This window comes from Amycolatopsis silviterrae (genome assembly GCF_042684085.1).
GTDB lineage: Bacteria > Actinomycetota > Actinomycetes > Mycobacteriales > Pseudonocardiaceae > Amycolatopsis > Amycolatopsis silviterrae.
Genome location: NZ_JBHUKS010000018.1, coordinates 63,080 through 75,367, shown reverse-complemented (window position 1 = coordinate 75,367; position 12,288 = coordinate 63,080). Strand labels below are relative to the sequence as shown.

15 protein-coding genes are annotated in these 12,288 nt (G+C 69.0%); 11 read left to right on the top strand and 4 right to left on the bottom strand.

Annotated elements, in window-relative coordinates; genetic code table 11:
• Positions 1-51: 51 nt before the first annotated feature.
• From ACFSVL_RS25650 to ACFSVL_RS25640, 3 genes are all read left to right on the top strand, one after another.
• Positions 52-417 carry a F0F1 ATP synthase subunit epsilon gene (locus ACFSVL_RS25650; protein ID WP_009082582.1) on the top strand — a complete coding sequence of 122 codons (366 nt, stop codon included), beginning with the start codon at positions 52-54 and terminating at the stop codon, positions 415-417.
• A gap of 27 nt (positions 418-444) precedes the next feature.
• Positions 445-879, top strand: a complete 435-nt coding sequence (locus tag ACFSVL_RS25645) for a DUF2550 domain-containing protein (RefSeq protein ID WP_037815359.1) — start codon at positions 445-447, stop codon at positions 877-879.
• Between the two features lie 80 nt (positions 880-959).
• Positions 960-1,133: a hypothetical protein gene (locus ACFSVL_RS25640; RefSeq protein ID WP_378308096.1), complete on the top strand. Its 174-nt coding sequence runs from the start codon at positions 960-962 to the stop codon at positions 1,131-1,133.
• Here ACFSVL_RS25640 and ACFSVL_RS25635 read toward each other — a convergent pair.
• Positions 1,114-2,169 carry an alpha/beta fold hydrolase gene (locus ACFSVL_RS25635; protein WP_378308095.1) on the bottom strand — a complete coding sequence of 352 codons (1,056 nt, stop codon included), beginning with the start codon at positions 2,167-2,169 and terminating at the stop codon, positions 1,114-1,116. The two genes, ACFSVL_RS25640 and ACFSVL_RS25635, sit on opposite strands and share 20 nt — an antisense overlap.
• Positions 2,151-2,717, bottom strand: a complete 567-nt coding sequence (locus ACFSVL_RS25630) for a cob(I)yrinic acid a,c-diamide adenosyltransferase (protein WP_378308094.1) — start codon at positions 2,715-2,717, stop codon at positions 2,151-2,153. The genes ACFSVL_RS25635 and ACFSVL_RS25630 overlap by 19 nt, the downstream gene beginning before the upstream one ends.
• A 61-nt stretch (positions 2,718-2,778) precedes the next feature.
• On the opposite strand from ACFSVL_RS25630, the gene murA reads away from it, so the two are divergent.
• A complete protein-coding gene (murA, locus tag ACFSVL_RS25625; RefSeq protein ID WP_378308093.1) occupies positions 2,779-4,053 on the top strand; it encodes a UDP-N-acetylglucosamine 1-carboxyvinyltransferase in 1,275 nt (424 codons plus the stop codon).
• A 265-nt stretch (positions 4,054-4,318) separates the two neighbouring features.
• On the opposite strand, the gene ACFSVL_RS25620 is transcribed toward murA, so the two are convergent.
• Positions 4,319-4,912 (bottom strand): TetR/AcrR family transcriptional regulator, encoded by a 594-nt coding sequence (locus ACFSVL_RS25620; RefSeq protein WP_378308092.1) that lies wholly within the window; start codon positions 4,910-4,912, stop codon positions 4,319-4,321.
• Between the two features lie 94 nt (positions 4,913-5,006).
• On the opposite strand from ACFSVL_RS25620, the gene ACFSVL_RS25615 reads away from it, so the two are divergent.
• The 3 genes from ACFSVL_RS25615 to ACFSVL_RS25605 are packed head-to-tail and all read left to right on the top strand — an operon-like array spanning position 5,007 to position 7,388.
• The gene (locus tag ACFSVL_RS25615) at positions 5,007-5,402 is read left to right on the top strand and encodes a nuclear transport factor 2 family protein (protein WP_378308091.1); all 396 of its coding nucleotides are present in this window, start codon (positions 5,007-5,009) and stop codon (positions 5,400-5,402) included.
• Positions 5,395-6,201 carry an NmrA family NAD(P)-binding protein gene (locus tag ACFSVL_RS25610; RefSeq protein ID WP_378308090.1) on the top strand — a complete coding sequence of 269 codons (807 nt, stop codon included), beginning with the start codon at positions 5,395-5,397 and terminating at the stop codon, positions 6,199-6,201. Before ACFSVL_RS25615 ends, ACFSVL_RS25610 begins: the two co-directional genes overlap by 8 nt.
• The gene (locus ACFSVL_RS25605) at positions 6,198-7,388 is read left to right on the top strand and encodes an alpha/beta hydrolase family protein (protein WP_378308089.1); all 1,191 of its coding nucleotides are present in this window, start codon (positions 6,198-6,200) and stop codon (positions 7,386-7,388) included. The genes ACFSVL_RS25610 and ACFSVL_RS25605 overlap by 4 nt, the downstream gene beginning before the upstream one ends.
• Before the next feature lie 54 nt (positions 7,389-7,442).
• Here ACFSVL_RS25605 and ACFSVL_RS25600 read toward each other — a convergent pair whose 3' ends face one another.
• Complete coding sequence (locus ACFSVL_RS25600) at positions 7,443-8,069, bottom strand: LysE family translocator (protein WP_378308088.1); 627 nt, start codon at positions 8,067-8,069, stop codon at positions 7,443-7,445.
• 162 nt (positions 8,070-8,231) lie between these two features.
• Between ACFSVL_RS25600 and ACFSVL_RS25595 the strand changes: the two genes are divergently transcribed.
• The 4 genes from ACFSVL_RS25595 (at position 8,232) to ehuB (ending at position 12,285) form a co-directional block, all read left to right on the top strand.
• A complete protein-coding gene (locus ACFSVL_RS25595; protein ID WP_378308087.1) occupies positions 8,232-8,612 on the top strand; it encodes a hypothetical protein in 381 nt (126 codons plus the stop codon).
• A gap of 77 nt (positions 8,613-8,689) precedes the next feature.
• The gene (locus ACFSVL_RS25590; protein WP_378308086.1) at positions 8,690-9,007 is read left to right on the top strand and encodes a DUF6191 domain-containing protein; all 318 of its coding nucleotides are present in this window, start codon (positions 8,690-8,692) and stop codon (positions 9,005-9,007) included.
• A 50-nt stretch (positions 9,008-9,057) separates the two neighbouring features.
• Positions 9,058-11,082: a protein meaA gene (locus tag ACFSVL_RS25585; protein WP_378308085.1), complete on the top strand. Its 2,025-nt coding sequence runs from the start codon at positions 9,058-9,060 to the stop codon at positions 11,080-11,082.
• A gap of 300 nt (positions 11,083-11,382) precedes the next feature.
• Positions 11,383-12,285: an ectoine/hydroxyectoine ABC transporter substrate-binding protein EhuB gene (ehuB, locus tag ACFSVL_RS25580; RefSeq protein WP_378308084.1), complete on the top strand. Its 903-nt coding sequence runs from the start codon at positions 11,383-11,385 to the stop codon at positions 12,283-12,285.
• Positions 12,286-12,288: the final 3 nt, after the last annotated feature.

Below are 12,288 nucleotides of genomic sequence, written 5' to 3'. Positions count from 1 at the left end.
AAGCAAGACCTATTACACTCGGTGGTGACACCCCGAGCGAAGGAGTGCTACGTGGCTGAGATGTCCGTGGAGCTGGTTGCCGTCGAGCGCCGGCTCTGGTCGGGTACCGCCACCTTCGTGGTGGCGCAGACCACCGAGGGCGAGATCGGCATCATGCCCGGACACGAGCCGGTGCTCGGCCAGCTCGTCGAGGGTGGCGTGGTGAAGGTGAACACGACGGACGGCGACGTGCTGACCGCCGCGGTGCACGGCGGATTCCTGTCCGTCACCGCGACCGGGGTGAGCGTGCTCGCGGAGAGCGCCGAGCTGTCCGACGAAATCGACGTGGCCGCCGCGAAGGCGGCCCTCAGCACCGGCGACGAGGCGGAGCGGACGAGGGCCACGGCCCAGCTCCGCGCGGCCGGACAGTCGGTCTGACCGGACGAGACGGGCAGGAGCCGGGCCGTGCAGATCGCTGTGGTGGTGCTAGTGCTCCTGATCGTGCTCGTCGTCGTGGTCGGCTGGTACGGCCAGCGGTGGATCCGGATGCGCCGCGGCGGCGGCGTCAGCGTCGCGCTGCGGTGGCGTCCGGACAGCCCCCGTTCGAGCTGGCATCTCGGCCTCGGCCGGTACGAGGGCGAGAAATTCGTCTGGTACCGCGTGTGGAGCCTGCGCACCGGCCCGGATCGCGTGTTCCAGCGGGAAAGCATGCAGATCGCCGACCGGCGGGATCCGTCCGGGTCCGAAGCGTACGCGGTGCCTGAGGGGTCGACGGTGCTGCGCTGCGAGTCCTCGGACCAGGAAGCGATCGAGATCGCGATGGGCCCGGGTGCGCTGACCGGCTTCCTGTCGTGGCTGGAGTCGGCTCCGCCGGGGCGAAGGCTGCCGCGAGCCTCGTGAGTTTTTCCGCAAAGCCCGTCACCGCGGTGGCGGGCTTTTTGCTGCTCGTGCACCGGGCGGCTCGGCGCTATTCTTGAGCCATGGACGCCCGAGAACGGGAAGACCGGGCCCGCCGCTGGCGGACCCTGCCGGAGCCGGTGCGGCTCGAGGACCTCACGCTGGCCCAGGCCGTCGAGCCGGGCAGTGACTCGACGTGGAACGTCGACTACGAGCGCTACTGGGCCGCGCAGGAAGCTAACTGGTCCGGGCGGTAACCGAGCGGACGATCTCGGCGAAGCGTGCCGGTTTCTCTCCGTGCACGTTGTGTCCGCTGTCCACTCGCACTACCTCGACGTCCGAGATCAGCGAAGCGATCTGCCGCGCGTCGTCCGCGTCGATCGCGCCCAGCAGGACGCCGTCGTCACCGTGCTTCCAGTTCGCGTGGATCAGGATCGCCGGCGCTTCGATCTTGCGCAGCGTCGCCTCGTGATCGAAGCCGTCGTCCCAAGCTCCGGTGTAGAACGCGTCCCCGAAGCGCGGGTCGTAGTGCTCGACCGCGCGTTGCATGTCGTTCCAGCTCGACGGCATGAAGAACACCGTGATCGGCTCGTCCGGATGCTTTTCCCGGCGCTTGAGGCCAGATCGGACGATCCGCTCCGCGCCGTCGCCGAAGAAGTCCCACAGCTTCTGGTGCGCGAACAGGTAAGCGCCCCAGTCGGATTCGCCGGAGTGCAGGTACGTGTGGCAGGCGGTGGCGAGGTCGACCCAGTTCCAGGTCTTCTCCGCGCGCGGCAGCAGGGTGGTGAACAGCGGCGGGTCCTCCAGCACGACCGCCTTGACCAGATCCGGCCGGTTCCCGGCGAGCCAGGCCGCCAGCTGCCCGCCCGATGAGTGCCCGGACACGATGACCCGCGTTCCGATCACCTCTTCGACGAACCGGGCCAGGTCGGCGCCGATCGCGGCCGCGGTGTACTTCTCCGGCGTCCGGGCGGACTGGCCGTGTCCGTGGACGTCGACCGCGTACACCGTGAAGTCGCGCGCCAGCTCCGGCAGCACCCGCGCGTAGCTCTGCCAGTCGACGGCCTGGCCGTGGATCAGCAGCAAGGCTGGCTTGGCTCCGGCCGGGCCGGCGGCGTAGTGGAGCTTCGAGCCGTTGATCACCGCGTCGTGTTCGGTGAATCCGGCCCGCCGGGTGCGGGCCATCGCCCAGTCGTACGTCTTGAGGTTGCGCGCCGCCCAGCCGCCTGCCGCGAGGCCCGCCGCCGCGACGACGGAGGCACCACCGGCCGCGATCAGCCGCCCGGCTGCCACAGCACGTCCCCTTCCGGGTTGGCCAGCCGGGCGAGGATGAACAGCAGGTCGGACAGCCGGTTCAGGTACTTGGCCGCGACCGGGTTCGAGGTCTCCGGCTCGGCCTCCATCAGCGCCCACGCCGACCGTTCCGCGCGGCGGGAGACGGTGCGCGCCTGGTGCAGGAAAGCCGCGCCCGGGGTGCCGCCCGGAAGGATGAAAGACGTGAGCTTCGGGAGCCGCTCGTTGAAGTCGTCACACCAGCCTTCGAGCCGTTCCAGGTACGCCTCGGTGATGCGCAGCGGCTCGTAGGGCGGGTCTTCCTGGATCGGCAGGCACAGGTCCGCGCCGACGTCGAACAGGTCGTTCTGGATCCGGCGCAGCACGCCCGCGATCTCGTCGGGGAGCCCGCCGAGCGCGATCGCCAGGCCGAGCACGGAATTCGCCTCGTCGGTGTCGGCGTAGGCGGACAGCCGGGCGGAAGTCTTGGGCACCCGGGACCCGTCGCCGAGCGCGGTCGTGCCGCTGTCGCCGACCTTCGTGTAGACCCGGTTGATACGAACCACCATGCGCCCGACTCTACCGGCCCGGGTTCGGGCAAAACTGGGCGAGAGGGCATGATTGGCGGCCATGAGCGAGCACTTCGACGTGCATGGCGGAGCGCGGCTGGTCGGCGAGGTCGACGTGGTCGGCGCCAAGAACAGCGTGCTGAAACTGATGGCCGCGGCCCTGCTGGCCGAGGGCACCACGACCATCACGAACTGCCCGCAGATCCTGGACGTCCCGCTGATGGGCGACGTCCTGCGCAGCGTCGGCTGCGAGGTGGAGATCGAGGGCGACACGGCGCGCATCACCACGCCCGCGGAGCTGTCGCACCGCGCCGATTCGGCGGCGATGGGCAAGCTGCGCGCCTCGGTGTGCGTGCTCGGCCCGCTGGTCGGCCGGCTGAAGCAGGCGGTCGTCGCACTGCCCGGCGGCGACGCGATCGGCCAGCGTCCGCTGGACATGCACCAGAACGGCCTCCGCAAGCTCGGCGCGACGAGCACCATCGAGCACGGTTGCGTAGTGGCGAAGGCCGAAACGCTGGTGGGCACGCAGATCTGGCTGGACTTCCCGAGCGTCGGCGCGACCGAGAACATCCTGATGGCGGCGGTGCTGGCCGAGGGCACGACGGTGATCGACAACGCCGCCCGCGAGCCGGAAATCGCTGATATCTGCACGATGCTGACCGAGATGGGCGCGAAAATCGAGGGCGCGGGCACCTCGACGCTCACCGTCCACGGCGTCGAGGCACTGCACCCGACCGAACACCGCGTGATCGGCGACCGGATCGTAGGCGCGACCTGGGCTTTCGCCGCGTCGATGACCCGCGGTGACCTGACCGTGCGCGGAGTGAACCCGCACCACCTCGACCTGGTCCTGGACAAACTGCGCCTGGCCGGCGCGGAGGTCACCACCTACGACGACAAGGGTTTCCGCGTCGTCCAGCCGGAACGCCCGAAGGCGGTGGACTGGGTGACCCTGCCGTACCCCGGCTTCGCCACCGACCTGCAGCCGTTCGCGGTCGCGCTGTCGGCGGTGTCCGAGGGCACGTCGATGATCACGGAAAACGTGTACGAGGCGAGGTTCCGCTTCATCGAGGAAATGATCCGGCTCTCCGGCGACGCCCGCACGGACGGCCACCACGCGGTGGTCCGGGGCGTGGAGAAGCTGTCGAGCGCGCCGGTGTGGGCGTCGGACATCCGGGCAGGCGCCGGCTTGGTGCTGGCCGGACTGTGCGCGGACGGGGTGACCGAGGTGTGGGACGTGTTCCACATTGACCGGGGGTATCCGCATTTCGTGGAGAACTTGAACCGGCTGGGTGCCCGGATCGACCGGGTGACGGGGGAGCCGGAGCGGGCTTGAGCTGCGGCTCGTGAGTGTTTATGCCGGTTCTAACCCAATGCCGCGTAGCTTAAGCCGGCGCTGACGGTGCCGGAGCGGGTTTGCGGTCCGTGAGGGGAACCCTGAGGGAATCAGATTCCCTCAGGGGTCCCCTCACGGACGAGAAGATACGGTCAGACAGGCATCAATCGGGTGTTTCGGCGCAGGTTGCGTCCATTGTGGACGAAAGCAGGCCGAGGCGACGCGGCTTCGGTTCCCGGCATTGGGTTCTAACCGGCATAAACACTCACGAGCACGTCAACGCGCGCACCACCATGTCCGTCACCTGATCCAAATACTCCTCCCCAGCCGGAACCCCACGCACGATCAGCCGCCAGTAGACAATCCCCGCGCCCATATCCAGCGCCAGTTCGACATCCGTATCCGCCGGGATTTCCCCGCGCTCGATCGCCCTCGTGAACACCGCTCGGTTGATCGCCCGGCGCGGTCCGCCGATCGTGATGCGGGCGAATTCGGCCATTGCCGGGTTTTGCCGGGCCTCCGCGATCAGCCCGGGGAAAATCCGCGAAAACCGCGGATGCGTGATCCATTCGTAGAGCGCCTGCAGCGTGGCCCGGAGGTCGCCGCGCAGGCTGCCGGTGTCCGGGTCCACCGCGCGCGCCACGCTGAATTCCGCGATGACCGCGCCGATCATTTCGTCGCGCGACGGCCAGCGCCGGTATAGCGCGCTCTTTCCGACGCCCGCGCGTTTCGCGACCGCTTCCATCGACAGCCTGCCGAAACCGTGGTCGGCGAGTTCGTCGATCACGGCTTCGGTGATGGCGAAAGTGACGTCGGGCTGCAGAACGGCAGCCCCGGTCGGCGTCCGGCGCGTTGTCATGCCGATCAGCATAGCGGGTGGACGAGACGGTCCCGTCCCGTGTACGGTCGACGTCGAGACGATACCGTCTCGTCCATTTCTGAGGAGGGGTTCGATGGCGCTCATCGATCACGCGCTTGACCTGCTGATCCGGCACGACATGGCCGGTTTCCTGGAGCTGTTCGCCGAGGACGCCGTGGCCGAGTTCCCGTTCGCCGCGCCAGGACGGCCGGAGCGCGTCGAAGGCCGCGCGGCACTCACCGAGTACCTGAGCGACTATCCGAACCTGCTCGACCACCGCGAGATCGTCGCGAAGACCGTGCACCAGACGACCGACCCGGAGGTCTCGATCACGGAGTTCGAGCTGGCTGGCATCGCGGTCGCCACGCAGAAGCCGTACCGCCTGCGCTACGTCGTGGTACTGACCGTCCGCGACGGGCTGATCCGCCGGTACCGCGACTACTGGAGCCCGCTCGCCGTGATCGACGTTCTCGGGGTGCCGGGTGTCTGACGTCCTCGTGCTCGGCTCGACCGGCACCACCGGCAGCCGCGTCGTGCACGGGCTCGAAGCCGCGGGCGTACGGCCGCGTGCGGCGACTCGGAATCCCGTTAAGCCAGGCCAGATCCGGTTCGACTGGGACGAGCCCGCGACGTACGGCCCGGCGCTGGACGGGGTCTCGGCGGTCTACCTGATCGCGCCGGTCGCGGCCGAGCCGCAGCCGCTCGTCGAGGCGTTTCTCCAGCACGCGCCGGACGCGCGCGTCGTGCTGCTCAGCTCGTCCTCGGTGGACGAACACACGCCGGTGATCGGCGGGCTGCCCGGTCTGGTCCGCCGCCAGCCCGGCTGGGCAGTGCTGCGGCCGTCGTGGTTCATGCAGAACTTCACCGCCGGGCAGCTGGTCGGCGACAGTGCGCGCGCGGGCCGGATCGTCACGGCGACCGGCGACGCCCGGGTGGCGTTCGTGGACGCGGGCGACATCGCCGCGGTCGCGGTCCGCGCGCTGCTCGATCCGGAGCCGCACAACACCGACCACCTCATCACCGGCCCGCGCGCGCTCAGCTACGCCGAGGCCGCCGAGATCGTCGGGAAACGGCTCGGCCATCCGGTCGTGCACGCGCCGGTTTCCACCCTTGACTACCAGCGATTCCTGGTCCGCGACGGCCTTCCCGCGGACTACGCCGAAATGCTCGCCTTGCTGGACGAGGCGATCCGCGGCGGGGCCGAGGACCGCGTGACCGACACCGTCGAGCGGGTCACCGGACGACCCGCTCGTGACTTCCGCACCTTCGCGAAAGAGGAGATCCGATGAAGCCGCTGCTGTTCGAAGACGACCCGCAATTCTGGTTCGAGACGCTGATCGCGCTGGGCCAGATCGCCTACGGCGGCGCGGATTTCGGCGAGGTCGTCGCGATCGCGTCGAACATCAAGTCCGGTGACTACGACAGCTGGCACGACGCCTGGCTCGCTGGTGCCGAGCGGCTGTACGCCGAGGCCGCCACCATGCACCCGGTCAGCGCGCGCGACGCGTACCTGCGCGCCTCCACGTACTACCGCCGCGCCGAGTTTTTCTTGCACGGCAACCCCGAGGACCCGCGGATCAACTACGCCTACGAGCGCAACGTCGAGTGTTTCCAGCGCGCGGTGGAGTCGATCGACAACGTCGAGCGGATCGAAATCCCGTACGACGGCCACGTCCTGCGCGGCTACTTCTATACCGCTCCCGGCGACGGTCCGAAGCCGCTCCTTGTGGTGCACAACGGGTTCGACGGCAGCGCCGAGGACCTGCACTTCATGGGCGCGACCGCGGGCCAGGAACGCGGCTACCACGTGCTGACCTTCGACGGCCCCGGCCAGCCGAGCGCCGTGCACCGCGACGGGATGCTGTTCCGCCCGGATTGGGAGCACGTCGTCGGCCAGGTGCTCGACTACGCTCTCGCCGACCCGCGGGTGATCCCGGAGAAGGTCGCGCTGATCGGCTGGAGCCTCGGCGGGATGCTCGCGCCCCGCGCCGCCGCGTTCGAACCGCGGCTGTCCGCCGTCGTCGCGGTGGACGGGCTCTTCGACGCGGGGGCGGCGTTCGCGCAGCAGCTCCCGTGGGACCGCGACGAGGTCATCCGCCGGGCGAACGCGCCGGAAGATCCCGAACTGGATGCCTTTCTAGCCGCCGCGAAGGAGCAGAGCCCCACCGTCCGCTGGGCGCTGGGCCACGGCCGCTACGTGATGGGCGGCGCGACCGATCGCGAGTTCCTGGCGAAGTACCTCGAGTACCACCTCTACGACGGGGTGGCCGAGCGCATCACCTGCCCGGCGCTGATCTGCGACGCTCCGGAGGACCTGTTCTTCACCGGCGAGCCGCAGCAGTTGTACGACCGGATCAGCGGCCCGAAGAAGCTGCTCAACTTCACCGCGGAGGAGGGCGCGGACGCACACTGCCACGTCGGCGCGATGCGGCTCGCGAACGGCCGGATCTACGACTGGCTGGACGACGTGCTCTGACTTCTCGTGAGTGGCAATGCCGGTTCTCACCGGCGCCACCACTCACGAGGGTGGTCAGGATTCCAACGCCAGCGCCGCGCTGAACCCGACCAGCGCGGTGCCGGTCATCCCGTCCAGCGCGCGGCGGACCCGGCGGCGGCCCAGCCACGCGCGGACGCGGTGCACGAAGAACAGGAGGACCAGCAGCCAGATCGTGCCGAGCACGGCGACCGTGTAGGCGAGCAGCAGCGCGTCCAGGGTGGTCGTGCGCACCGGGTCGAGGAACTGCGGCAGCACGGACAGGTAGAGCACCAGCACCTTGGGGTTCGTGATGTTCGACAGGAACCCCTCGCGCCACCGCCGGAAGCCGCTGGCGCGTTTGCGCTGGGGGTCGGCGACGGTGTCGTAGTTGCCGCGCCACGCGCCGCGCAGCGCCTGGAAGCCGAGGAACAGCAGGTACGCCGCGCCGAGCCACTTGAGCGTGAGGAACACCGGCTGCGAGCGGGCGATGACCACGCCGAGCCCGAGCGCGGCGGCCGTGCCCTGCACCGCGTTGCCGGCGAGGATGCCCGCCGTGGCCAGCAGCCCGCCCCGCGCCCCGCCGGACAGCGCGTTCTTCAGCATCACCATCGTGTCCGGCCCCGGCGCGAGCACGATGAGGACCACGATCACCAGATAACTGCCGTACCCGCTCCACGTCACGGTTGACCACGGTAGATCCCGGATCGGCCGTCGTCTCGCGGATTTCCGTCACAGCGGAGCGGCGGGGCGGGCAACCCCGGCGAACCGGACAGCGTGCTTTCTTCGACTGCGAGGAGGCCTCAGGTACCCGCTGGCTGAAGGCGAACAACTGCTCTGGTCCGGGTGGCGGCGCTACCGCGACTTCCACTACTACCTCACGGTCGCGATCCTGCTCTGGCCGCCGCGGCGCTGGCCGCGAGCTTCGACCTGAGCTACGGGGGCCTGCTCGGCTGGATCGTCGTGCTCGGCCTGCTCGTCGGGACCGCGGTCGAGCGCCGCGGCTTTGTCGCCGGGACCAGCTATCTGGTCACCGATCGCAGGCTGGTCTTCGTCTCGCCGCGGCCGCCCGGCACCGAGTTCCGCTGGGCTCAGCTCGCCGGCCTCCGTCCGCCGCGAGTCCGCGACCACGGCGACGGCGACGGCACGATCGACTTCCGCCCCACGGCCACCAAGCGGAGGGCCACCGGTCGCGGCCGGCCTGGTCCCCGATCCTGCCAGAGCTGATGGCCGTTCCGGACGCCGCCGAGGTCGCCGACCTGATCGGACGGAACGCTTCGCGCGCGCCGGTCGTTGGGTGAAACATGCTGCTGACCTTGCTGGGTCTCTCGCTGCCGGTCGCCACCATCGCGCTGCTGATCGTCGGCGGGTGGGAGCTGCGCCGCCGGAACAAGCCGTCGCGGCTCAAGGCGCGGCTGTCCTCGACATACCTCGACGAGGTCACCGCGTTCCTCTACGGCACCAAGCGCAACGAGCTGGAACACCGGGATTCGGTGGAGATGACTCTCGACGAAGAAGCGCAGGGAGCGCCGCCGCTGGGTACGGTCGACCTCGACCGCGGGGTAGTGGTCGTCCGGCCCGGCGCGTCACCCGGGCGTGGCCGAATCCACTCCGCCGATTAAGTTACCGGCGGGTACACTCGGGCGGTCGTCTCGGCGAAGAGAGGTGCACCGTGCCGTACCCCACCGACCACGAGCGCGACCGGCCCTGGGTGATGCGCACCTATGCGGGTCATTCGTCCGCCGCCGCGTCCAACGAGCTTTACCGCCGGAACCTCGCGAAGGGGCAGACCGGGCTGTCGGTCGCCTTCGACCTGCCGACGCAGACCGGCTACGACCCGGACCACGTGCTCGCGCGCGGCGAGGTCGGCAAGGTCGGGGTGCCGGTGTCGCACATCGGCGACATGCGGCTGCTGTTCGACGGCATCCCGCTCGCCGAGGCGAACACCTCGATGACGATCAACGCCCCGGCGATGTGGCTGCTCGCGCTGTACGTCTCGGTGGCCCGCGAGCAGGCGGAGGCCGAGGGCCGCGACGTCGACGAGGTGCTGGCCAAGCTCACCGGCACCACGCAGAACGACATCATCAAGGAGTACCTGTCCCGCGGCACCTACATCTTCCCGCCGGGACCGAGCCTCCGGCTGATCACCGACATGATCGCGTGGACCGTGCACCACGTGCCGAAGTGGAACCCGATCAACATCTGCAGCTACCACCTGCAGGAGGCGGGCGCGACGCCGACGCAGGAGGTCGCGTACGCGCTGTGCACCGCGATCGCCGTGCTGGACGCGGTGCGCGACTCCGGGCAGGTCGACCAGGCCGACATGGAGAAGGTCGTCGCGCGGATTTCGTTCTTCGTCAACGCGGGCGTCCGGTTCGTCGAAGAGATGTGCAAGATGCGCGCGTTCACGCAGCTGTGGGACGAGCTGACGCGCGAGCGTTACGGCGTGGAGAACCCGAAGGCACGGCGGCTGCGGTACGGCGTCCAGGTGAACTCGCTGGGGCTGACCGAGGCGCAGCCGGAGAACAACGTCCAGCGGATCGTGCTGGAGATGCTGGCGGTTTCGCTGTCGCGCGGTTCGCGGGCGCGGGCGATCCAGCTGCCGGCGTGGAACGAGGCGCTCGGCCTGCCCCGGCCGTGGGACCAGCAGTGGGCGCTGCGGATGCAGCAGGTGCTCGCGTTCGAGACGGATCTGCTGGAGTACGAGGACATTTTCGACGGCTCGCACGTCGTTCAGGCCAAAGTGGACGAGATCGTTTCCGGCGCGCGCGAGGAAATCGCGCGGGTACAGGATCTCGGCGGTGCGGTGGCCGCGGTCGAGAGCGGGTACATGAAGTCGCAGCTGGTTTCGTCGCTCGCGGAGTACCGGCGGGGGATGGAGAACGGCGAGCGGATTCTGGTGGGGGTCAACAAGTTCGAGACCACCGAGCCGTCGCCGTTGCAGGCCGAAGGCGCCAAGGCGATCGAGACTATTGACCCGGCGGTGGAGAAGGCCGCGGTCGCTTCGGTGGAGAAGTGGCGCGAGGAGCGGGATAACGCCGCAGTGGCCGAGGCGCTCGCCGCGCTGAAGGCCAAAGCGTCCACTTCGGACAATCTGTTCGAGGCCACTGTGGACTGTGCGCGGGCGGGCGTGACGACCGGCGAATGGTCGGGCGCGCTGCGCGAGGTGTTCGGCGAATACCGGGCACCCACGGGAGTTTCCGCCGCGGCGGCACCCGGACAGGGTGATCCGGAGCTGGAGCGCGTTCGCGAACTGGTCCGCCGTACCGAGTCCGAAATGGGGGAGCGGCTGCGGATTCTCGTGGGGAAGCCTGGGCTGGACGGGCATTCCAACGGGGCCGAGCAGGTCGCGGTGCGGGCTCGGGACGTCGGGTTCGAGGTGATCTACCAGGGCATCCGGCTGACCCCGGACCAGATTGTCGCGGCCGCCGTCCAAGAGGGCGTGCACGTGGTCGGGCTGTCGGTGCTGTCCGGGTCGCATTTGGAGGTCGTGCCGCTCGTGGTCGACGGCCTGCGCGCGGCCGGGGCGGGCGACATCCCGGTGATCGTGGGCGGCATCATCCCGCCGGACGACGCCGCGCTGCTGACCGAACGCGGCATCGCGCGCGTGTTCACGCCCAAGGACTACGAGCTGACCGACATCATGGCCGGGATCGTGGAATTGATCCGCGAGCGGCACGGATTGGCCGGTGCGTAGCCGCTCGGTCATTCAGCGTGAAGCCCGGTGTCGCGACGCGGACGGAAACCGCAGGGCCAGCGCACATTTCCCGGTGATCATTTTTCGCTGGCACCGGGAAATGCGCCGGACAGCGCGTTTCTAATCGGTAACAGAAACGACCGGACGCAAGCGAATCTTTGACCGCGCCGCGACCGGCACCTACGTTCGATCCTTGTCGGCGTCACTGCCGCCAGCTTCGCGGGTGGGGTCCCTGGCAGGCCGTGACCGGAAATCGAGGTCGCGGGCACGCGGCCCGATCAGGGCGAAGGGGCCGCAGACATGGGTCACGACGACTGGAAGCGCCGGGACTTCTTCCGGCTGGCCGCGTCCGGAGCGGTGGTGCTGAGCGGGGCCGCGTTCGCGGCCGCTTGCACCGAAGCACCCCAAGGGCAAAGCGGCGGCGGTGCGCTGGAACGGGCGAAGAAAGCGGGCACGATCAAGGTCGGCATCGCCGGCGAAATTCCCTACGGCTACACCGACGGCGGCAATGTGACCGGCGAATCGCCGGAGGTCGCCAAGGCGGTGTTCAAGAACATCGGCATCGCGAAGGTCGACGCGACCCAGGTCGAGTTCAAGCAGCTCATCCCCGCGCTCGCCGCCGGACAGTACGACATGGTCGCGGCGGGAATGGCGATCTTGCCGGACCGCTGCAAACAAGCGGCGTATTCCGCGGTCGACTACGTGACGCCGACGGCTTTCCTGCTGCCCAAAGGAAATCCGAAGCAGGTGCTGACCTTCGAAGACATCAAGACGAAGGGCGTGAACCTGGCGGTGCTGTCCGGCACCGTCGAGCAGCAGGTGGCCAAGGCGACCGGGATCCCGGACAGTCAGCTGCAGACCTACGACGGCCAACCGCAAATGCTGCAGGCGTTGCAGGCGAACCGCGCGTACGCCGGCGCACTCACCGACATCTCGTTGAAGGCCCTGCTGAAGCAGAATCCGGGCGCAGCGCTGGAAGTGACAAACGGTTTCGTGCCGGAAGTGCAAGGCAAGAAACAAATCCAGGCCGGCGGATTCGTGTTCCGCAAGAGCGACAGCGATCTCGTGACCGCGTTCAACGCTGAGCTGGCGAAGCTGCACCAAAACGGCCAATGGCTGGAGATCGTCAAGCCGTTCGGCTTCACCAAGGACAACCTGCCACCCGCCGACGTCACGACCGAACAGCTCTGCTCGGCTTCCTGACAG

What these genes read in the sequence shown, in the direction of transcription:
- ACFSVL_RS25640 (WP_378308096.1), top strand. Translation starts at nt 960, where the DNA reads ATGGACGCCCGAGAACGGGAAGACCGGGCCCGCCGCTGGCGGACCCTG.
- ACFSVL_RS25630 (WP_378308094.1), bottom strand. Translation starts at nt 2,717, where the DNA reads ATGGTGGTTCGTATCAACCGGGTCTACACGAAGGTCGGCGACAGCGGC.
- murA (WP_378308093.1), top strand. Translation starts at nt 2,779, where the DNA reads ATGAGCGAGCACTTCGACGTGCATGGCGGAGCGCGGCTGGTCGGCGAG.
- ACFSVL_RS25620 (WP_378308092.1), bottom strand. Translation starts at nt 4,912, where the DNA reads ATGACAACGCGCCGGACGCCGACCGGGGCTGCCGTTCTGCAGCCCGAC.
- ACFSVL_RS25615 (WP_378308091.1), top strand. Translation starts at nt 5,007, where the DNA reads ATGGCGCTCATCGATCACGCGCTTGACCTGCTGATCCGGCACGACATG.
- ACFSVL_RS25605 (WP_378308089.1), top strand. Translation starts at nt 6,198, where the DNA reads ATGAAGCCGCTGCTGTTCGAAGACGACCCGCAATTCTGGTTCGAGACG.
- ACFSVL_RS25590 (WP_378308086.1), top strand. Translation starts at nt 8,690, where the DNA reads ATGCTGCTGACCTTGCTGGGTCTCTCGCTGCCGGTCGCCACCATCGCG.
- ehuB (WP_378308084.1), top strand. Translation starts at nt 11,383, where the DNA reads ATGGGTCACGACGACTGGAAGCGCCGGGACTTCTTCCGGCTGGCCGCG.